Source organism: Chryseobacterium sp. 22543, assembly GCF_052044565.1.
Classification (GTDB): Bacteria; Bacteroidota; Bacteroidia; order Flavobacteriales; family Weeksellaceae; genus Chryseobacterium.
The window spans coordinates 984,238-1,005,745 of the sequence record NZ_JBQENH010000001.1 but is presented as its reverse complement, the minus strand read 5'-3'; the positions used below and the strand labels follow the sequence as shown (position 1 = coordinate 1,005,745).

Annotated in this window: 23 protein-coding genes; 18 read left to right on the top strand and 5 right to left on the bottom strand. The window is 37.3% G+C overall.

All coding sequences use genetic code 11. The features are described 5' to 3' along the window. The first annotated feature begins 64 nt into the window (after positions 1-64). From ACTJIP_RS04485 to ACTJIP_RS04445, 9 genes are all read left to right on the top strand, one after another. Positions 65-2,059: a KUP/HAK/KT family potassium transporter gene (locus ACTJIP_RS04485; RefSeq protein ID WP_077419150.1), complete on the top strand. Its 1,995-nt coding sequence runs from the start codon at positions 65-67 to the stop codon at positions 2,057-2,059. Between the two features lie 65 nt (positions 2,060-2,124). Next, positions 2,125-2,598: a Fur family transcriptional regulator gene (locus tag ACTJIP_RS04480; RefSeq protein ID WP_047386665.1), complete on the top strand. Its 474-nt coding sequence runs from the start codon at positions 2,125-2,127 to the stop codon at positions 2,596-2,598. 3 nt (positions 2,599-2,601) lie between these two features. Continuing rightward, positions 2,602-4,341, top strand: coding sequence for an OstA-like protein (locus ACTJIP_RS04475; RefSeq protein ID WP_077419151.1), 1,740 nt, complete (start codon positions 2,602-2,604; stop codon positions 4,339-4,341). 270 nt (positions 4,342-4,611) lie between these two features. Then, a complete protein-coding gene (locus ACTJIP_RS04470) occupies positions 4,612-5,517 on the top strand; it encodes a hypothetical protein (protein ID WP_219073192.1) in 906 nt (301 codons plus the stop codon). Between the two features lies 1 nt (position 5,518). Further along, on the top strand, positions 5,519-6,346 hold the full coding sequence (locus ACTJIP_RS04465) for a hypothetical protein (protein WP_180564485.1): 828 nt from the start codon (positions 5,519-5,521) through the stop codon (positions 6,344-6,346). A gap of 2 nt (positions 6,347-6,348) precedes the next feature. Continuing rightward, on the top strand, positions 6,349-7,125 hold the full coding sequence (locus tag ACTJIP_RS04460; RefSeq protein WP_077419154.1) for a hypothetical protein: 777 nt from the start codon (positions 6,349-6,351) through the stop codon (positions 7,123-7,125). A gap of 135 nt (positions 7,126-7,260) precedes the next feature. After that, complete coding sequence (locus ACTJIP_RS04455; protein ID WP_180565763.1) at positions 7,261-8,436, top strand: aspartate aminotransferase family protein; 1,176 nt, start codon at positions 7,261-7,263, stop codon at positions 8,434-8,436. Positions 8,437-8,624: 188 nt separating this feature from the next. Beyond that, positions 8,625-9,011 carry an START-like domain-containing protein gene (locus ACTJIP_RS04450; RefSeq protein ID WP_034696870.1) on the top strand — a complete coding sequence of 129 codons (387 nt, stop codon included), beginning with the start codon at positions 8,625-8,627 and terminating at the stop codon, positions 9,009-9,011. Between the two features lie 78 nt (positions 9,012-9,089). Beyond that, on the top strand, positions 9,090-9,905 hold the full coding sequence (locus ACTJIP_RS04445) for an aminotransferase class IV (protein ID WP_077419155.1): 816 nt from the start codon (positions 9,090-9,092) through the stop codon (positions 9,903-9,905). An 85-nt stretch (positions 9,906-9,990) separates the two neighbouring features. Here ACTJIP_RS04445 and ACTJIP_RS04440 read toward each other — a convergent pair whose 3' ends face one another. Both ACTJIP_RS04440 and ACTJIP_RS04435 read right to left on the bottom strand, forming a co-directional pair. Next, a complete protein-coding gene (locus ACTJIP_RS04440) occupies positions 9,991-10,572 on the bottom strand; it encodes an N-acetylmuramoyl-L-alanine amidase family protein (RefSeq protein ID WP_077419156.1) in 582 nt (193 codons plus the stop codon). 101 nt (positions 10,573-10,673) lie between these two features. Further along, the gene (locus ACTJIP_RS04435) at positions 10,674-11,222 is read right to left on the bottom strand and encodes a YqgE/AlgH family protein (protein WP_077419157.1); all 549 of its coding nucleotides are present in this window, start codon (positions 11,220-11,222) and stop codon (positions 10,674-10,676) included. Positions 11,223-11,246: 24 nt separating this feature from the next. Here ACTJIP_RS04435 and pdxH point away from each other — a divergent pair, with 24 nt between their 5' ends. After that, positions 11,247-11,888, top strand: a complete 642-nt coding sequence (gene pdxH, locus ACTJIP_RS04430) for a pyridoxamine 5'-phosphate oxidase (RefSeq protein ID WP_077419158.1) — start codon at positions 11,247-11,249, stop codon at positions 11,886-11,888. A 246-nt stretch (positions 11,889-12,134) separates the two neighbouring features. Here pdxH and ACTJIP_RS04425 read toward each other — a convergent pair whose 3' ends face one another. Next, a complete protein-coding gene (locus tag ACTJIP_RS04425) occupies positions 12,135-12,425 on the bottom strand; it encodes an HU family DNA-binding protein (protein WP_002976900.1) in 291 nt (96 codons plus the stop codon). 399 nt (positions 12,426-12,824) lie between these two features. Between ACTJIP_RS04425 and panD the strand changes: the two genes are divergently transcribed. The 8 genes from panD (at position 12,825) to ACTJIP_RS04385 (ending at position 20,245) form a co-directional block, all read left to right on the top strand. Then, positions 12,825-13,175, top strand: a complete 351-nt coding sequence (gene panD / locus ACTJIP_RS04420) for an aspartate 1-decarboxylase (protein WP_440704162.1) — start codon at positions 12,825-12,827, stop codon at positions 13,173-13,175. A gap of 3 nt (positions 13,176-13,178) precedes the next feature. Beyond that, positions 13,179-14,207, top strand: a complete 1,029-nt coding sequence (locus ACTJIP_RS04415) for a lysylphosphatidylglycerol synthase transmembrane domain-containing protein (protein WP_077419159.1) — start codon at positions 13,179-13,181, stop codon at positions 14,205-14,207. A 177-nt stretch (positions 14,208-14,384) separates the two neighbouring features. After that, positions 14,385-14,960 (top strand): TerD family protein, encoded by a 576-nt coding sequence (locus ACTJIP_RS04410; protein ID WP_440704161.1) that lies wholly within the window; start codon positions 14,385-14,387, stop codon positions 14,958-14,960. 29 nt (positions 14,961-14,989) lie between these two features. Then, positions 14,990-15,667, top strand: coding sequence for a TerD family protein (locus ACTJIP_RS04405; RefSeq protein WP_077419160.1), 678 nt, complete (start codon positions 14,990-14,992; stop codon positions 15,665-15,667). Positions 15,668-15,752: 85 nt separating this feature from the next. Then, entirely contained in the window at positions 15,753-16,391 is a 639-nt protein-coding gene (locus tag ACTJIP_RS04400; RefSeq protein ID WP_180564482.1) for a vWA domain-containing protein, read from the top strand. A gap of 17 nt (positions 16,392-16,408) precedes the next feature. Further along, positions 16,409-17,452 carry a TerY-C metal binding domain-containing protein gene (locus tag ACTJIP_RS04395; RefSeq protein ID WP_180564481.1) on the top strand — a complete coding sequence of 348 codons (1,044 nt, stop codon included), beginning with the start codon at positions 16,409-16,411 and terminating at the stop codon, positions 17,450-17,452. Continuing rightward, a complete protein-coding gene (locus ACTJIP_RS04390) occupies positions 17,452-18,729 on the top strand; it encodes a protein phosphatase 2C domain-containing protein (protein ID WP_180564480.1) in 1,278 nt (425 codons plus the stop codon). Before ACTJIP_RS04395 ends, ACTJIP_RS04390 begins: the two co-directional genes overlap by 1 nt. A gap of 4 nt (positions 18,730-18,733) precedes the next feature. Beyond that, a complete protein-coding gene (locus ACTJIP_RS04385) occupies positions 18,734-20,245 on the top strand; it encodes a helix-hairpin-helix domain-containing protein (RefSeq protein ID WP_219073190.1) in 1,512 nt (503 codons plus the stop codon). A 175-nt stretch (positions 20,246-20,420) separates the two neighbouring features. On the opposite strand, the gene ACTJIP_RS04380 is transcribed toward ACTJIP_RS04385, so the two are convergent. Then, positions 20,421-20,861: a GNAT family N-acetyltransferase gene (locus ACTJIP_RS04380; protein WP_077419165.1), complete on the bottom strand. Its 441-nt coding sequence runs from the start codon at positions 20,859-20,861 to the stop codon at positions 20,421-20,423. Between the two features lie 139 nt (positions 20,862-21,000). Further along, entirely contained in the window at positions 21,001-21,507 is a 507-nt protein-coding gene (locus tag ACTJIP_RS04375) for a hypothetical protein (RefSeq protein WP_428168330.1), read from the bottom strand. Position 21,508 lies beyond the last annotated feature (1 nt).

Genomic DNA, 21,508 nt, shown 5'->3' with positions numbered 1-21,508 from the left:
AAGAAAAATTCTTGACGTCATAAAATTAGTATAAATTTGCGCCTTTAAAATAAATTAAGCTGATATGGCAGAAGTTACAGAAGATGGCTACCACTTCGACATAAAGAAACTTTCCTTTATTGGAGTTTTAGTGTCTCTAGGAATTGTTTTTGGAGATATTGGTACCTCTCCGCTTTACGTAATGAAAGCAATTGTGAATGCAAGATTCCAAGGGAGTAATATGCCTTTCAATGAATACATAGAGGGTGCTCTTTCATGTATTATTTGGACGCTTACCCTGCAGACCACAATAAAATATGTAATCATTGCTTTAAGAGCAGATAACAAAGGTGAAGGAGGTATTCTTGCTTTGTTTTCACTAGTAAAAAACCTTAAGAAAGGATGGTTGTATCTCATTGCTATAGTAGGAGCAGCCGCCCTTATTGCAGACGGAGTAATTACACCATCGCTTACCGTAATGTCGGCCATTGAAGGGCTTGAAATTTATAACCCTCACACCCCGGTTGTACCTATCACTATTGGAATTCTGATTGTAATTTTTGTAGTACAACAGTTTGGGACCAGCTTTATCGGGAAGTTTTTTGGCCCTGTAATGGTTGTCTGGTTCCTGGTATTAGGTGGTTTGGGAGTAATGCATTTGAGCGAAAATTTTGAGATCTTAAGATCTTTCAATCCTTACTATGCTTACAAACTTATTGTCAACTCACCAAGTGCAATTGTTATTTTAGGTGCTGTTTTCCTTTGTACAACAGGAGCAGAAGCGCTTTATTCAGACTTGGGACACTGCGGTGCAAAAAATATCAGAGTAAGCTGGGGATTTGTTAAAGTGATGCTTATCCTAAACTATCTTGGGCAGGGAGCATGGCTTTTGACTAATTACAACAAACCTGGATTTTCTGTAGTAAACCCGTTCTTTGGAATTATGGAAGAATGGATGATCATCCCGGGAGTAATTTTAGCAACAGCCGCAGCAATTATTGCCAGCCAGGCATTGATTACAGGTTCTTTCACCATATTCTCAGAAGCAATGTCTCTTAACTTATGGCCGAATCAAAAAATTGATTATCCTTCCGGAGTTAAAGGACAGATGTATATTCCAAGAATCAATTGGGGACTTCTTATTCTGTGTATTATTGTCGTTCTGCATTTCAGGGAATCCGGAAAAATGGAAGCCGCTTATGGACTTTCCATTACAGTTACCATGCTGATGACAACAATCCTGCTGGTATTCTGGCTACTGAAACAAAGAGTAAGCAAAATATTGATTTTATTTTTCGCGTTTGTTTATATGGCTATTGAACTAGGTTTCTTCAGTGCCAATATTATCAAATTCCTGGAAGGAGGTTGGATCACAGTTGTTTTGGCTGGTTCTATCGGACTTTCTATGTATGCATGGTATAACGGACGATTGATTAAAACAAGATTTATCCAGTTTGTGAAAATAGAAAAATATGTGTCTATCCTTAAAGACATGAAACTGGATGAAACCATTCCGAAATATGCTACAAACCTGGCTTATCTGAGCAGAGCAAAAAGAAACGATGAAGTAGAATCAAAAATCATCTATTCCATCATCAAAAAACAACCGAAAAGAGCAGACCATTATTTTATCCTGAGTATTGTAAACCAGGAAGATCCATATACTTTTAAATATACAGTAGACGAAATCCTTCCGGGAACAGTCTATAAAATCAACTTCCTTTTAGGGTTTAAAGTAGACCGAAGAATCAATGATTACTTCAATATGGTCCTTAAAGATTTAATGGCTGATGGAACCATTCCTTCAAGAAGCAGCCATCCTTCTTTAAGATCTCATGAGATACCGCCGGATCTTAAATATGTGATCATAGATAACACCTATATCAACGATATCCTTTTAACTGTTAAACAAAAGATTATTCTTAACATTTATAACTTTGTGAAGTATATCGGAAGTGATGACTTTAAGGCTTGGGGAGTATCTTCTCATAACGTTGAAGTTGAATCTGCACCAATCACAGAATTAACAGTCTATGATAATAAGATAGAGCAGTCCGGATATTTCCGCCACAACTCTTAACCCACTAGTATTAACCATAATATCTATTTAAATAAAATTCAATAAATTTGTAGATAATTTTTTTAATGGATACAGTACAAAAAGAAAAAAATATAGCTTTGATCAAGGATGTTTTAAGAAACTACTTATTAGAAAAAGGGTTCAGAAACACACCTGAAAGATATACGATATTGGAAGAAATTTATAATATGGATCATCACTTCAACGTTGATGATCTGTATCTTCTGATGATGCAGAAAAAATATCATGTTTCCAAAGCGACGATTTACAACACTATTGAAATTTTCCTTGATGCAGGCTTGATCCGTAAGCATCAGTTCGGAGAAAAGACATTGACCTCTTCATCTTATGAGAAGTCTTATTTTGACAAGCAACATGACCACCTGGTGATCTACAAAAAAGACTCTGACAAAGAGATTGAAGAAATTATTGAATTCTGTGACCCAAGAATCCAAGGAATCAAAGAAGCCATCGAAGAAGCGTTTGGCGTAAGAATTGATTCTCATTCGCTATATTTTTATGGCACTAAGAATGACTAATTAATGAGAATAATCCTTTTTCTGCTAATCTTTATTTCTACGCTAAACTTTGCGCAGGATAAAACACCCGTGAAGAGAGATCCGTATTTGCAGAATCCTTCAACAGGTCAGCCTAAACAGATGAGACCTGAAGATAAAGTAAAGATCATCCACGCAGACGAAATTAAGAAAGACCCTGAAAAATACGACGGGAATCAATATTTTACCGGTCATGTTCAGATTGAACATCAGGGCTCCATTCTTACTGCTGATGAAGTCGTCCTGTACAATGAAGAGAATTTTGTAAAAGCAATAGGCAATACAAGACTTCAAAATACTGATGGCTCTGTAATCACAGCAGGAGAAATGGAATATGATGCCAATACCCAGAAAGGTGTTGCCAGAAAAAATGTGGTCTTAACTGACCCCAAACAAACAATAAAAACAGATATTCTGTATTATGACAGACTGGCTAATCAGGCTTATTTTAATACAGGAGGAACCATCTCTGATGGGCAGAATGTAACCTACGCCAAAGTAGGAACTTACTTCCTCAATACACGAGTGGTAGACCTTACCGGGAATGTGAAAATAGAAACGCCTCAGTATATCATTGAAGGGCCCAATATCAAGCAGAACCAAAATACAAAAATTGCAGATTTTAACGGTCCTACAACCATTACCAGCAAAACCAATCCCCGAAACAGAATCTATACGGAGAGAGGAACCTATAAAATGGATTCCAAGGAGGCTTATCTAACTAAAAACTCCAGGATCTTTTATAATGAGAAAATCCTTACCGGCGATGATATGTACTACAATCAGATTTCAGGGTTTGGTAAAGCAACCGGAAATGTAACCCTTGATGATCCCAAAGAAAGAAGGTATATAAAAGGAGGCTACGGAGAGATTTTTGAGAAAAAAGACTCTGCGATGATGACGAAAAATCCTTATGCCGTAAAAGTGATGGAAAAAGATTCCATTTATTTTGCAGCAGAAAAAATAATCTCCTATCAAAGACCGGATTCACTGGATATCAAAGTTAAGAAAAGCTACTTAAGAGCCTTTAAAAAAGCTCGTATTTATAAATCCAATGCACAGGGAAGAGCAGATTCTATTGCTTTCAATGAAACAGACGGAGTTATGCATATGTACACCAGCCCGATTCTTTGGAGTGGTGAAAAACAGGTAACCGGTGATAAAGTAGAAGCTTACTTTAATACCAAGACAGAAGATATAGACTCATTAAAAGTAATCGGAAATGCCTTTGCCATCAGTAAAGTAGATTCACTTACTCTCAAAGATGAATTCAATCAGGTGAAAGGAAAATTCATGACGGTTTACTATGAGAAAAATGATATTAAAGAAGCTAGAGTAGTTGGAAATGCTCAATCTATTGTCTATGTAGATGATACCGATCAGGAAACTAAAAAGCCGGAAAGAATAGGTATTACCCTTTCTACCTGCGGAATTATCGGAGCATTATTTGAAGAAAGAGCCCTGCAGATTATTTCATGCAGTATTGGAGCAAATTCAGATACCTATCCGATGAGTAAAATAGAACCGGCACGAAGGAAGTTTCCCGATTTTAACTGGAATACCAAAGACCGGATCCGGAAATGGCAGGATATTCTGGTAGACAGCCCGAATAACGAAGAAATACAGTATACCGCTGACAGCGAACTCTTCGATAAAGCTCAGAAAGCAATTGATGACGAAAAAGCCAAAGAAGAAGCTAAAAAGCCTAAGAGGGTTCGAAAATAATAACGGATATTTTTTACCAAAAATAAAAAATCACCATTCTTTCAATCAGAAATGGTGATTTTTTTTTATATAAATGGCTCTTTAAAAAAAAAAATAATTATAAATATTGTTTTTTTTGCATCATCCAGTCTCTACCTGATACTTAATTCCTTTTAAAACCGGGATTTTTTACCCCGATTTTTTATTTAACATTTTTTTTTATTTACGTTATCATTTCAATTATAATATTTTATAAATTTAGAATACCAACAATGATAAAAAAAACAGAAAATGAAAATCAATTATTCCCTGTTGGCTCTTATATTTTGTCTTATAAGGGTCAATGCACAAGTTGGGATTTCGAAAGTTCCTAATTTTCAACCAGACAACAGAGCACTTCTGCATGTAAAACAGGACAATAATGCGGCACGGATGCCGAGATCCAACACTGCAGCAGTCCTGCCGGCATCAGCTGTCGGTACCACCGGAAACGGTACCCAAAGTTCCATTATTTTCAACAGAGAAACCGGAAGCATTGTACAGAATGACGGAACCACCTGGAAAATTTCAGATCCTATCGTAACGACCATGAAGAACAATAAAATGGCGCGTTTCATACGATCAGGTACGGTTACAACCAGCTGTGGAACGTGCGGACTCGCATGCGCACTTACGGTCAGAACCTGTACAGCGGCTAACGTCAATTTCACAACAGCTATCCCGAGCTTTAATGAGATTGCTACTGATGTTTCACTGGATGCTGCCACCAGCAATGTAATTAATATTAATACCAGAGGACTGTATAAGGTTTCATTTAAAAGTGGAGCGCTGGATATCAGTACACCGCTGTGTATCGGGGTGATTATTAACCTCAGATCGAAACTGGATCTTGAGATAAGTACGGTGTCAGATCCAACCTGGAGACCTATTAATAACACCACCAGCGGTTCCACAGCAGGAGCTCTTTCTGTTACAACCCTTCTTCCGGGTTCTATTGATGTGGGTCAGTCTCTGGCATTTACTTATGTAGGAACCTTCAATGCAGGAGATAAATTAAGACTGACGATGGGTGGAACCCAGGATATCGGTACAGGGGTCTGCACAGGAGCATTAGGCGGAAATAATATGTTTTTTGCCATGTCAAAAACAGGAAATGCGGTTTCTGAAATTATTGTTGAAAAAATAAATATGCAATAAGATGAAAAAGATAATATTACTTGTTGTGCTTATTTTCCATTACACTTTAATAGCACAGGTGACCATTGGTAGCGATATTGTTAGCAACCGGAATATAGTGAAAGTTCAGGACGGTGTGAAAGGGGTCATTCTTCCCTATTCAAATACACATACGGCCTTCCCAAGATATAATGCTTCCGCACCGGATTTATTTGATGATTATGCTAACCTTGTAGGGAGTCTTATTTATAACAAGACTGATGAACAGTATTATAAATACGACGGCTATGCCTGGAATCCTGCCAGACAAATCCAAGGGATTTATCAGCTAAGGGCATCCAGACTGGGAATTTCTGCAGGGATTACCATTCCCTGTATCTCATTTGGAATTGGATTCTGCTTTGCCGGAGGCTCACCTGCCTACCTTGCTGCCGATAACAGAAGCCAGGTTCTTGTAGATAATTTACTGCTTAAGAATGCAAGCAACGTTACTGTTAAAACAGCGGGGATCTACGATGTAGGAGTTGCTCTTGTTTTTACGGGGGGAAGTTTTGGAGCCGTTGCAGGAGTTACTGAATTTAAACTCACATTGCAGGTTAAATACACACCTGCTTCAGATTGGGAAACCGTAGTGTCAAAGACCAATTATTCCATTGTGTTCATTGTGGATACCCAGGGTAATAAGACATCCAGTTTTGCACAGACTATTTCTCTTCCGGTGGGAGCAGAGCTCAGAGTGGTTCCGGCCATCAGTTCCACTGCCATTTCAGGAGGTGCATTGGCAGCTTACGGAACAGATACAAATTCGGCCAGCTCATATCTTGCGGCACGTTTAATTAAAGCTTACTAATCATGAAAAAATATATTTTCAGCTGTTTGATACTCATGGGCAGTCTATACAGCGCACAGGTAAATTTCACCAATATTCCCAACCCGGATTCCAATGCGAGCGGAAATGATCAGGTGATGATGTACATTACCAATACAAATGAGGCATCCGGCGTCAAAGGTTTTGGTCTTCCTGCGGTAGATACAGAAGCGTTACTTCCCTATACAGGAGGCAGTGCACCGGTAACGGCCATCGAAGAATTAAAAGGAATGCTTCTCTTCGTTAAAAGTACGGGACAGGTAATGGTTTTTAACGGATTGGTATGGAGTAAGGCTTTTGAAGTGGAGTCTGATAATATTTCTAGATTTCAGCTTAACGCCGTCTCCACCACCACAGGATCTGTATTGCTTCCAATCAATTCTCTGATTGATAAACCTAATTTTCTTGCTGATCCGCTTAAGCTTAAAACCAATGTAGCCACATCCGGAGCCAATCTCAACAGGTTATACATACGCCAGACCGGTTTATACAGAATTAACCTGAACATCACGTTTACAGGACCGGCAGGCTCATTCAGCAGCAGATTAGGAGCAGGACTCTATGTAAATGATGCACAGAGATTCCAGCTGCTTGAAAATACAGTGAATTTTGACGGAACGAACAGAAAGATCAATCTTGATTTCTCGGTTTATGCAGTGCAGGGACAGTATATCACATTGGAAGCCGTTTCCGAAGTGGGAGGAACCACTTCTTATACTGTAACCAATAACAGCTTTGTAACTATAGAAAAAGTACTGTAAGAATAGTCAGAACTTTTTAATATTGATAATCCATTACCCTTGACATGCTCAGGGGTAATTTTTTTATTAAAGTCGGATAATTTCTGCATGTGCCGAATCTTTTATAGCTTTGCTGAAATTTTGGAGACAATGGAAATGCAAAAAGATTTTTTTATATATCAGGCTCAAACCACAAAATTTGCTGCAGGTTTTGAAGTTGAAAAAGCAGAAGGAAGCTATATTTATGGTACAGACGGGAAAAGATATCTTGACTTTGTAGCAGGAGTTTCTGCCAATACGCTGGGGCATTCACATCCTAAGATTGTGAATGCAATCAAAGAACAGGCAGATAAATACCTTCATGTAATGGTGTATGGAGAATATGCGCAGGAAAAACCTATAGCGCTATGCAGACTGCTGGCGGAAGCTACTCCGGATCCATTAGAAGTTACCTATCTTGTAAACAGTGGTGCTGAGGCTATTGATGGAAGCTTGAAGCTGGCAAAACGATATACAGGCAGAGAAGAAATTGTTTCCTTTAAAGACTCGTATCACGGAAATACCCATGGTGCTTTGAGTGTTTCAGGAAATGAAACTCATAAAAGAGAATTCCGTCCCTTATTACCGATGGTTTCTTTCATTGAATTTAATAATGAAAAAGATTTCGATAAGATTACTGAGAAAACAGCATGTGTCATCCTTGAAACCATTCAGGGAGCCGCTGGATTTCTGGTTCCTGCTAACGACTATCTGATCAAACTGAAGAGAAGATGTGAAGATGTAGGTGCTCTTTTGATTTTAGATGAAATTCAACCCGGATTTGGAAGAACAGGGAAACTATTTTCTTTCGAACACTTTGGAATCGTTCCTGATATCCTGGTGATGGGGAAAGGAATGGGAGGAGGAGTTCCTGTAGGAGCTTTTATGAGTTCCAGAGAAATTATGGAAAGCTTATCACATTCACCAAAGCTTGGGCATATTACTACTTTTGGCGGAAATCCATTGATTGCAGCGGCAAGTTACGCTACTTTAAAGGAAGTGCTGGACAGCGGGCTTATGAATGAAGTGGAAAAAAAAGAAAAATTGTTCAGAGAACTTTTAGTTCATCCTAAAATTAAAAATATTAATGGTAAAGGCTTAATGCTTGCCGTGAATCTCGGAACTCCAGAATATACACTGGAAGTGGCCAAAAAATGTATGGAAAACGGACTTGTTGTTTTCTGGCAGCTGTACAGAAATGAATACCTGAGAATCTCACCACCTCTTACATTATCTGAAAATGAAATCAGAGAAGGATGTCAGATTATTCTTGATATACTGAACGAAAATTAAAGATAAAATCTCTCCGGAAAGGAGAGATTTTTTTATGCTTTACATGACAATTTTAGCCAGTAAAAATTAATGGAATAAGGATTTAAATCCTGTGATAAATATCATACTGATTCTTTAAAAAAGTAATTGTTTTTTTGCGTAATAAAAAAATTAATTTATATATTGCGGGACGATAAAACAAAGATTATATGGCGAAACATAAAGTCCATTACGAATTTCCAATGCACTGTTTATCAGAGATTTTATATGAATATCTGGCGACTGCAGAAGGATTGTCTGAATGGTTTGCGGATGAGGTAACAGAGAAAGGCGATGATTTCTTTTTTAGCTGGGGTGGAGGTCCTGCTGAGAAGGCTACTTTGATCAGATATAAGCCTGAAGGTTTCGTGCGTTTCAGATGGGAAGAAGATGAAGGAACAAAAAATTTCTTTGAAATGACTATTACAATTGATGATATTACAGAAGATCTGGCTTTAAATATTACAGATTTCTGTGAAGAAGGTGATGAAGAGGAAAATGCAATGTATTGGGAAAATCTTATTGAGAACCTGAGAATAAAACTGGGTGCGGCATAATACCGGGCTATATTAAATGATAAAACTGATGAACGATTTATCGTTCATTATTTTTTTGTAAATAAATCACATCAAAAATTGGAAAATCAATATTTTACATCAGACGAGTTAAATGTAAAGAACAGAGCCTTCCTTTGGGGCGACTCAGTGAAAGTTTCTTTCTTTGTAAGAAATGGTGGATTGATCATGGACGAAGAATGCTATTTTTTCCTGATGGCTTCCATGAGAAAGATGAGAATGAATATTCCTCTGACTTACACCCTGGAATTTTTCCAGACACTTTTTCAAAAAGAAATTATTGAAAGTAAAGGAGTAAAGAACGGAATTATCAATTTCCAGGTGTTCAGGAATAATGACGGCGTAACATTGGCAAAATCTTCTGTTTCCTATTTTTACGAAATTTCAGAAATGACAGATATACTGGCAGTTCATGAAAGACCTTTAGAATTGGATCTGATTAAAGAAATTAACGTTAATAACAACCTTCTGAGCAATATCAGGGTTCACTGTCCGGAAAATATCTACGGAGCGATCTATGCTCAGGAAAATGACCTTGATGACGTTATTCTTCTGAATCCAAATAAAAGAATAGCACGTACTACTGCCGGAAATCTTCTTTTTTTAGAAGGTGACATTATCAAAGTGCCAAAGCAGACTGAAGGAGCTTACATTTCTCCTTTGATGGAAAATTTTGTTACTTTTTTACATAAAAATAACCTTGCTGATATTCAGGAACACGAGATTATTGCATTCGAGTCTCAGAAAGCTGAAGAGATTTTAATGATTTCTGAAGAGAAAGGTATATTTTCTGTAGGTAAGATAAGAAATAAGACTTTTGAAAACTCCCGTTTCTCAGAATTGGTAGAAAGCTGGAAGAAAAGTTTTAATCAATAAAAATTGACAAACCCGGTAAACAACAAAGTTCCAGAAGTCCTTTACCGGGTTTTATTCTGATTAAATCAGAAATTGTTTTTTTTATTTAGTATTCGTTGATGATTTCAACAAATTTCTGTGCGATTTCTTTTTGCCCTTTTTCACTCGTTATATAATTTCTGTTTTCAGAATTATTGATGAATCCAAGTTCTACCAATACGGCAGGTGCTTTCGTTTCTCTTAAAATATGAAGATTACTCTCCGATATTTTACGGGCATTGAATTTCTTGTAAATTTTTCCGGCTAATTCCTTTGAAACATCAGAATTCTGAGTATACACTTCAAATCCGTTATCAGATCTCTCTTTTTCAGGAGACGTATTGACATGGAGTGAAATAACCATTTCAGGATTAAGTTTATTGATCTGATCTGTTCTTTCGGAAAGAGTAGGATAACTGTCAGAATCCCTTGTCAGAACGATTTCATATTTATTCTGGCTTTCATTGATCTTCTGGATTTCCTTAGCAACACTTAATGAGATATTTTTTTCACGAATTTCACCATGTGTAGCCCCAAAATCATTTCCACCATGGCCGGCATCTATGACAATGTATTTTTTGTTAATTGGGCTAAATGATAAAAATGCGGTAGAAAATATTGATAAAGCAAGTAATGTAATACCTTTCATATCAGTGATTTTAGTTTTTCAAAGAACGGAAAAACTTTCTTTAAAATTGGTTAAAGGAATCTTAAAGTTTGTTAATTGTCTGATTGCCATGAAAATGGTACTTAATTCAGCGAAATATCTTCAGGTGAATTGGCCCAAAGAAGAAATTCTCCCCCAAGGTTCTGCATAATCGATTTCCAAAGACTTTGGTCATTGGGCAGCGTATAGTCAAGGTTATAAACATCCACTACCGTCCACATTTTTCTTTGAACTTCGGTATCAAGCTGGCCTGGCGACCATCCGGAATAGCCTGAGAATATTTTGATGTGTTCAATATCCAGTTCGCTGCTCAAAATAGCATTTATAATACGTTCGATATCTTCTGTAAGATAATATTCATCTGCGATGTCTGTATAGATTTCAGTAACTCTTTTACCTTTTACAATAAAAAACACTTTGTCGTTTTCCACCGGACCTCCATCATACACCTCAATTTTAAAGTCAAAAAAATCTTTGAACTTGCTGCTCATCTGGCTGTTCTTTTTATTCAGTATCAAACCAAATGCACCACTTTCATTATGTTCAACAACCAACACTACCGATCTTGAAAAAATATCGCCGGAAATGTCAGGTGTCGAGATTAATATTTTACCTTTGTATGAGTGATTCATACTCAAATTTAATAAAAAATATTTATGGAAAACCTGCACGACAAAAGAAAAGTGTACGATAAATCCCAACTTATTGAAAGTGAGATAAAACAAAATCCAATCGAGCAGTTTAGAGACTGGTTTTTGGAGGCCAGTGAGAGCCCGATGATCTCAGAATCCAATGCTATGGCTGTTTCCACAGTAGAGGAAGATGGATGTCCGAGAACAAGAATGGTCCTTCTTAAAGCATATACCCATGAAGGTTTTATTTTCTATACCAACTATGACAGCCGAAAAGGAAAAGCAATAGAAAGCAATCATAAAGCATGTCTGCATTTCTTCTGGCCTAATCTTGAAAGACAGATCATCATCAAAGCAGATCTTGAAAAACTGGCAGAAAACTTAAGTGATGGTTATTTCCATTCAAGGCCGAAAGGGAGCCAGCTGGGAGCTGTAGTTTCTCCGCAGAGCCAGGTGATTCCCAACAGAGAGTTTTTGGAAGGAAAATTAAAAGAGCTGGAAAAGGAATATGAAAATACTGAAGTTCCAAGACCTTCCAATTGGGGTGGATATCTGGCAAGACCTTATGAGATTGAATTCTGGCAGGGCAGACCCAACCGTCTTCACGACAGAATTATTTATCAGCTGGAAGATCTGGATTGGAAAATTTCAAGACTGGCACCGTAATGAGAGTTTAGAAGCCAGATGTTAATAATTTTTTTTAATGATACTGACATCCTGAAAATATACACTTAGTAATATCAAATAGAAGCGGGCTAAAGCCCGCTTATTTATTTGTATCAATAATAAGTGGCTTTAGCCAACTTAATAATTCTTAATCGCTTAAAATTGCTTAATGGTTCAATTTCTTTATTGAATACAAAAAAAGGCCGTTTCTAAGAAACAGCCCTTGAATTTTTTTAATCTGAATGATTATTTTTTCTTAGCACCTGAAACTGCATTTGATAAATCAGCTCCAGCTTTAAATTTAGCAACTTTTTTAGCAGCGATCTTGATCGGTTTTTTAGTTGCAGGGTTAATCCCTTGTCTAGCAGCTCTCTCAGCTACTGAGAAAGTACCGAAACCTACTAAAGATACTTTTCCATCTTTTTTCTTTAAAGTAGTAGTTACGTTACCAATGAAAGATTCTAAAGCAGCCTTTGCTGCAACTTTAGTGATACCTGCATCTTTAGCGATTGCGTCGATTAATTCAGACTTGTTCATAATTTTTAATATTAAAGTTAGTTCGTAATTATAGCAAATATAATACTATTTTCTAATTGTGCAATTTTTTTATTAAAACTTGTAAGATTTTTTTGCTTTTTGGTGAAATTGGTTGAAATATGATAATTCAACTTTTCACAGAAAATCTACGTTACGCGTTACTAAAATCATGCCAAATGCTTATGCTTATTGACTTTAGCAAAAAGTTAATATTGTTTCTTGTATTTATTAAATCCTAAATTAAGTATAAACATTTAATTTTTTTAACCATATGATTATTAAATTTATAAGTAATCCTCAGAATCCTTGTGTTTTATAAAATTAAACCCTTGTGTTTGTGGGAGTTTTTAAATGATACTAAAGACCTGTTTTATTAATTTTTATTAATAAATTTGCACCATGCTAATAGAAGTTTTCAAGTCAAAGATTCATAGGGTGAGAGTAACTGCCTCTGACCTTAATTATATAGGAAGTATAACAATAGATGAAGATCTTATTGAAGCTGCCGGTCTGGTAGTAGGAGAAAGGGTCTATATTGTGAATGTGAACAACGGAGAACGTTTTGATACGTACGTTATCAAAGGAAAAAAAAAATCCGGAGAAGTATGTCTGAATGGGCCTGCAGCAAGAAAAGTACAAAAAGATGACATTATCATCGTTATTGCTTATGCGCAGATGACCCCGGAAGAGGCTAAAGACTTTCAGCCGAAGATTGTTTTCCCGGATGAAAAAACAAACCTTCTTACCTAGGACATGGAGAAAACATCAAAAAGTCCGGTAAAATCAATATTAACAATAGTAATATCGCTTGCTTTTGCAGGCTTTTTTTTATGGCTTGCTTTAAGAGGGCTTGATTTTAAAGTCATTCAGAAGTCACTGGCGAAAGCGAATTACCTATGGGTGCTGTTTGCATCTGTATTTGGCCTTCTTGCTTATTGGTTTAGGGCAATTCGTTGGAATCTGATGCTTGAACCCATGGGATACAAAATTTCAAATTCCAATTCCCTTTGGTCAATATCATTTGGATATCTGATGAACCTTACCATTCCGAGAAGTGGCGAAGTGGCAAGAGCTACGGCTCTGTATGGAGTAGAAAAAGTACCTGTGGACAAATCTTTTGGAACGATCATTTTGGAAAGAGTGGTGGATCTTATATGTATGCTAGGTTTTTTAGGATTGACTTTATTGTTTAAATATGATGCAATTCTGTCATTCTACAAAAATTCCGGAATAAATATGAATCCTAACAAGATTTTACTGGTCCTTTCAATTCTGATTGTAGGAACAGTTTTATTTTTTGTATTCAAGAAGAAACTTTCAGGAATTCCGTTTTTAGGAAAAATTGTCAACTTTATTGATGGAATTTTTCAGGGATTAACTTCCATCTTTAAACTAAAAGAAAAAGGAAAATTTATCCTTTATACATTAGGAATCTGGATTTGTTATTATTTAGCTGCCTACCTGGTTTGTTTTGCCCTTCCTGAAACATCCGCATTTACTTTTGCAGACGGTTTCTTTATTATTGTAGTAGGAACATTGGGAATGATTATTCCTGCCAGTGGAGGTATTGGAGCTTATAACCTTGCCATGAAGTATGGTTTTATGGCTCTTTTTATATCAGTAGGAAAAAGTGCTGACTTCGGGGGTGAAATGGGATTGACCTATTCCTTTATTTCTTTACCGCTGCAGATTGTTATTATGCTGGTGATGGGACTGATTTCTATTCCTATGCTGGCCAAAGCAAGAAATGCTGCCGTTTCGGATAAGGGGTTTGAAAATTAATTTAATATTCTTTTTAACAATACAAGGTTCAATTTTTTAATTGAACCTTTTTTTATGGCGATTTGTGACTTAAATAGCTTTAGTTGGGCTTTGTAGATCATTTTTTACTAAATAAATTTGGTCAATTCATAAATCACTTCTATCTTAATGCGGAAAATAATCATAATATAAAACACTATGGCAATTAATCTACAGAAAGGACAAAAAATCGATATAGGATTGACGAAAATGACGATTGGATTAGGTTGGGATCCCAATGAAGGAACCGGCTACGATTTTGACCTGGATGCTTCTGCAATCATGATTGATTCTGACAAAAAATTAGTAAGCGAAGAATATTTTGTTTTTTACAATAACCTGAATTCTCCGGACGGAGCACTTACCCATACAGGTGATGATCCCAATGGTAAAAACAGTGATGGTGACGATGATGAAGCAATCGTAATAGATCTTGATAAAGTAGATTCAAGAGTGGAAGAAATTCTTTTCGTAGTAACCATAGAAGATTTTGAAAGAAGAAGACAGAATTTCGGACAGGTAAGAAATTCTTATATCAGAGTTGTTGATAATCATTCAAACCAGGAAATTGCAAAATATGAGCTGGATGAAGATTTCTCCATTGAAACCGGTGTAGAGTTCGGAAGGCTGTACAAAAGAAACGGAAGCTGGAAGTTTGAAGCCTCTGGGATAGGATACAGAGCAGATCTTGGCTTTTTCCTGGAGAAATACTATAAAGGACAGATCATCAAATAAAAACACCCAAATACACAAAAACGATAACTATGGCAATTAATTTACAGAAAGGACAAACGATAGATTTAAGAAAGAATGACCGCGGAGAAAGCGTTTATGATCTTTCAAAAGTAACCATTGGTTTAGGATGGGATGTGAGAAAACAAGGTGGAGGATTCTTTGGAAAACTGTTCAGTAAAGAAGCCGAATATGACCTTGATGCAGTGGCTTTCCTCTTAGATGGCAACGGCAAAGTAGCAAATCTTGGAAGAACCGTACAGACCAATGACGGAAGACAGATGGGGCTTTATCAGGGAGATGTGATTTTCTTCAATTCTATGCAGCATCCAAGCGGAAATGTATGGCTTACAGGAGATAACAGAACTGGAGCGGGAGATGGCGATGATGAACAGATCATTGTAAAACTGGATCAGCTGGATCAGAGTTATCAGAAAATTGTATTCCTTGTTACCATTTATCAGGGAAAAACGAATAATCAGCACTTTGGAATGATCGAAAATGCATTTATCCGGGCGGTAGATGCTACAGGAAAAGAAATTACAAAATACAGCCTTTCCGGAGATTCTAGTATGAACGGAATGTGTGCAATGGTTTTTGCAGAAGCATACCGTCATAATGGAGACTGGAAATTCCGTGCTGTGGGTGAGCCGCATCATACAGATAACTTTATAGATATTCTGAAACAGCAGTACGCTTATTCCAATTAGATTCTTAATTTTTATCAAACCAAATAAAAGCCGGCTTGGAAGTCTTCGACTTCCTCCGCCGGCTTCAGAATTAATATTTGTCATAATGAGCAGGAGATTATTAGCTTATTTTTTATTAGATACTTCAGGTTCTATGAACGGGGAGCCTATTCAGGCACTGAATAACGGATTCAACGGATTGATCAGTATGCTTCGTGCAGATCCGCAGGCGATGGACAGCCTGCATCTAAGCGTCATTACCTTCGATAGAGAAGTTAAAAATATTATTCCTTTAACAGATCTGGCCAGTTTTTATCCCATGGAAATTACCTGCCCGGACAGTGGCCCAACCCATACGGGAGCTGCTCTGGAAATGGTTTCAGGATTGGTGCAGAAAGAAGTTGTAAAAGAATCTGCCGAAGCAAAAGGAGACTGGCAGCCACTACTTTTTATATTTACGGATGGGAAACCTTCAGATATCCAGAAGTACAGACAGATGATTCCTGTAATCAGAGGACTGGAGTTTGGTGCCATCGTAGGTTGTGCAGCCGGTCCGAAAGCTGATGAACAGTTTTTGAAAGAACTGACAGATCATGTAGTAAAGCTTGATACTACAGATGCTATTACCCTTTCTTCCTTTTTCAAATGGGTGAGTTCTTCCATTACACAGGGAGGACAGTCGCAGAATACGGGAGAAAATATCACATTACCTCCGCCACCATCGGAGCTTACTATTATTATTTAAAAAATTGTCTTTACAACATGAGAAGACTGCCTATTTATTTTTTAGTAGACATCTCCGAATCTATGGTTGGAGAACCTATTGAGCAGGTACAGGAAGGTATCGCTAATATCATCAGGGACTTAAAAAAAGATCCGTATTCACTGGAAACCGTTTATATTTCCGTTGTAGGTTTTGCAGGAGAAGCCGAAGTGATTACTCCATTGCAGGATATTATCAGCTTTTATCCTCCTAAAATTCCAATCGGGAGCGGAACCTCACTTTCCCAGGGTTTGATCAAAGTAATGGATTGTATTGACAGGGATATTGTGAAAACCACCTATGAAAGAAAAGGTGACTGGAAACCTATCGTTTTCCTGTTTACTGATGGTGTTCCCACTGATGATGCCACCAAAGCCATTGAGAGGTGGAATAACAAGTACAGCGGGAAATCCAATACAATTGCCGTATCTATAGGTGAAAATACAAACTATAAACTGCTCGGTTCATTAGCCGATAATGTATTGCTGTTTAATAACTCTGATGAGAATTCTTATAAAGAATTTTTCAAATGGGTAACAGATTCTATTAAAACGACCAGCCAAAGCGTAACAGAAGCCAAAAAAGAAGGAATCAACCTTTCTAAGATCGATTCCCATATTCTTGAGAAAGTAGATCCTGAAATGGAACAGAGATTTCCGGATAACAATTTTGTAGTATTGAACGGAAAATGCCAGGAAACTGAAAAGCTTTATCTGATGAAATTTAAAAAAGCATTTGCAGAATCCAGCATACCGGGAATGGCAACAAGATATTACAGACTGGACGGGGCTTATAAAATTGATGAAAAAGCCTACTACAGACTTTCTTCAAATCAGAAAACCCTTCTTAAAATCAATATTGAAGAGCTGGATGGAGGAACTTCATGTCCTCACTGTGCCAATCCCATTGCGTTGGCAACATGTTCGTGTGGCGGAATTCACTGTCTGAGGGGAGAAGGATACAGCAAATGTCCATGGTGTGGAACTTCGGATTACTATGGGTTTTCCGGTGGAGGATTTGATATTAACAGAACTTTGGGTTAATGATGGGTAAATTTTTCCGGAAATCAGCCGGTGAATCTAAACCGAAGACTGTGGAACAAGCTGTTATTTATAAAGAAATAGAAGAATTCAAAGAGGTTCATTGGGTATTGAAGAATGCCAGTGCAAAACAGTTCTATGAATTTCACCTTGACATGGAAGATTTTCCGAACATAAAAATTCAGAATATCAGTGGCCTCGAAGAAACGGAACTTACCTTTGAAAATGATACAATCTCAGGAACTCCGGTTACCAACAATATGTATCATCTGGATGTTCAGTTTTATCATATTCATGATCAGAAGCAGATTGAAACTAAAAAAGTACAGCTCTTTGTAAACGCAGATCCGAAAGACTTGTGGAAAAATATTCCAAGCGATAGAAATGCCGTTTTTTATAAGTCGGAAGAAGATTCATTCAAAGGTTCATTTTCAGACAAAAAAATTGTTGTGGCTTCCAAAAGAGGACGTTCTCACGCCCATGAAGGGAAATTTCGTGAAGATGATTTTGCAGTGAATAACCTTCCTGGAGACTGGAATATTGTTTCTGTTTCAGATGGAGCAGGTTCGGCAGCGGCTGCAAGAGAAGGTTCAAGATTGTCAACAGCAACGATCAGTCAGTTTTTCAATTCGCAGGAGATTTTAAGTGGAATTGAAAGCAGTATTGATGGGATGTATGGTACTGAGGCTTCCATTGGAGAACGCTCAGAGGCAGAGCAAAATATCAAAAATATTTTATCAGAAAGTGTTGCAGAAGTGTATCAGACATTAGAAAAAGCGGCGATAGAAAATGTTCTGTCCGTAAGTGATCTGCATGCTACGCTGATTTTTACATTACTTAAAAAGTTTAGTTTCGGGTATGTGATTCTTAGTTTTGGAGTGGGAGACTGCCCGATTAATCTTATCGATCCTGATTTTTCTGAAGTAAAACTTTTAAATCAGATGGATGTGGGTGAGTTTAGCGGAGGTACCCGTTTTATCACCATGAAAGAAATTTTCAACGATCAGATGGATTCCCGTTTCAGAATTACCTGTGTGGATGATTTTTCCTATCTCGTGCTGATGACTGACGGTATTTATGATCCGAAATTCATCACCGAAAATAAACTGGAAGATACAGAAAACTGGAAATTGTTTTTTGAAGACCTGGCCGGAAACAATGATGACCGTACAAAAGTTGATTTTATCAACGATGAAAAAATTCATGAAGAACTTTTAATATGGAGCGATTTCTGGAGCAGAGGAAATCACGATGACCGTACATTGGCAATAATCTATTAACACCATGAAAAAGACCATTAAGGTTGTTTCTGTCCTGGACACAGCCAAATCCTATGAATATGTAGATGAAACCCCTATCCGAGGTGGCATGAAAGATGTTTATTTTTCTCCTGATAAAGACTATGTGGTGGCTTTTTACCGGAATCCGCTGGATGAAGGGCAAAAAGAAAGAATCATGAGAATTGTTTCTACCTATCTGCAGAGTATACAGAATAGTAATGCTTCTGAGTACTTTCTGAATGAAATATTCAGGTGGCCTTACGATATTGTTGAAAAAAATAAACTCACAGGAATTGTGGTTCCTGTTTACCATAATAAATTCTATTTTGCGAAAGGATATATCGGGTCAGAAAATATTCAGGGACAGGATAAAGTGGGAAAATGGTTTACGGCTCCTATGTTCAGGAATCAGCAGTATCCGTTGAGACTGGATCAGTCGGAGCTGGGAGATTGGCTGAGTTATTTCCAGATTGCAGTCAATATCAGCAGAGGAGTGAAAAAACTGCATCAGATGGGGTTGGCACATTCTGATTTATCTTACAATAATATTCTGGTAGATCCTGTTACAAAATCTGCCTGTATTATCGATATTGACGGTCTGGTTGTTCCTAAACTCTTTCCGCCGGAAGTGATAGGAACTGCAGATTTTATTGCTCCTGAAGTTTTAAAAACAAAACATTTAAGCCTTCAGGATCCGGGAAGACATCTGCCCAATCAAAAAACAGATCTGCATGCCCTTGCTGTTCTGATCTATATGTACCTGCTAAGAAGACATCCGCTGCGTGGGGGAAAAATCTGGGATCTGGATTCTGAAAAAGATGAAATTCTGTCGATGGGAGAAAAAGCTATGTTTGTGGAAGATCCGGAAAATCTATCCAATCATGTAAAAGCTGATCATCTCCGGAAATGGGATGCATTCTGGGGTGATCCTCAAAAGATTCCTTATACCATAACCGGGCCCTATATTTCGGATCTTTTCAGAAAAACCTTTATAGACGGATTGCATGATCCCATCAGGCGTCCCACAGCCAATGAATGGGAAGCTGCGCTGTTGAAAACCGTAGATCTGATACAGCCTTGTTATAATTCCGGCTGTACCGAAAAATGGTACGTCTTTGATAATACAAGCAGTCCCAAATGTCCGTTTTGCGGAACGCCACATCAGGGAACCTTACCCGTTTTAGACTTATATTTTAAATTTGACGATGAGGTATGGAAACCTGAGAATCACAGACTGATGGTCTATCATAACCAGTATCTGTTCAAATGGCACGTTTCCAGAAAGGTAATACGCAATGAAAACCTGACGATGCAGGATAAAATGCCTGTAGGATATTTTACCTTTCATCAGGGAAAATGGGTATTGGTGAATCAAGGGTTATCCGGAATGAAAGATGTTACAGAACAAAAAGAAATTCCACCAGGTTCTATGGTTGAACTCACTGATGGTAAAAAAATACTGTTATCTGCAGAAGAGGGTGGAAGGCTCATCTACGTGACGATGGCGAATCACTAAAAACTAAACTATAATCAAGACTTGATTCAGGGAGTATCCTTCTGAATGGAATGTAGTGAAGAATCTCATATGCTGTTTATGTATGAGATTCTTCCTTCGTCAGAATGACAAAAATCAAATTATTTCATCAAAGGAAACATTCAACGGCTTTAGCCAAAATTTTAAAAAAAATTATTTACTGCCTTTCCGTTTCCATAAAATAGGAATACTCATCTTCCCCTGTAATCTTAAACCCAAGACTTATATAAAGATGCTGTGCCTTGTTGGTTTTTAAAACACTTAATGATACCGTTTTCCCGGCTAATGAAGCTTCCTCCAGAATATCTGACAAAATCTTTTTTCCAAGACCTTTACCTTGTTGGCTGGGATCAATCTGAAGTTGCAGAACCTCAATGTTGGTAAATGTTCGGTCTACTTTTAACAGTCCGACGGGTTGATTGTCTAAAAGAATAATATCAGCTTTTTCAAACTGGTACAGAACTCTTTGCAGGGTGGTATCTCTGTCGGTAGAAAGTCCTGAAGTTTCATAATGAGGATTCATGGTTTTCATTCTCAGATCAAGAAGATAATCGATGTCGTTGTCAGTAGCTTTTCGGTAAATAAGGGAAGTACTCATGTTTTTTGGAATTCCAATTTTAGGCTATATCAGCATTAATAAGACTCTAAGATAAGAATTTTTGGATTTTTTTGCATCAATTCTGGATTTCATTTCTATAGATTTCCGGAAGAAAGAATAAGAATGGAGAACAGAATGACTACCGATCAAGAATTTCCTTTGTGACCCAAATTACATAATCGTTGAAGAGCAGAAAATCTTCTGAGCAGATCCTGATACCCGACTGATAATTCTTCAGCATGCTAATGGGGAAGAACTCAGTGTAATTTTCGTATTGATGCATATAGCCATAATATGCTGCAGCATTAGGAAACTCGTAAAGCCAAAAAATTCCTAAATATTGATATAATGTTTCAAAATATTCATTCCTTGCTTCCCAGGAATCATGATAAAAGAGAGGCTCAATCTGACTTCTAAAGAACAACATGATTTCCAGCATATCGTCAGGAGTAATACTGTTGATATCATTTTTGATGGTCTCCAGTATTCTATCGAAGCTGATTTTATCATTATTCAGAGCCTTTCTTTTGTCATTAATATAACCTCTGAATGTCTGGGTATGATACATTCTATGCCGTAGATCCTCATAAAGATTCACTGCCGCCTTTTCATTGTCAAACATATAAATTGAAGTATCTTTTCCCATA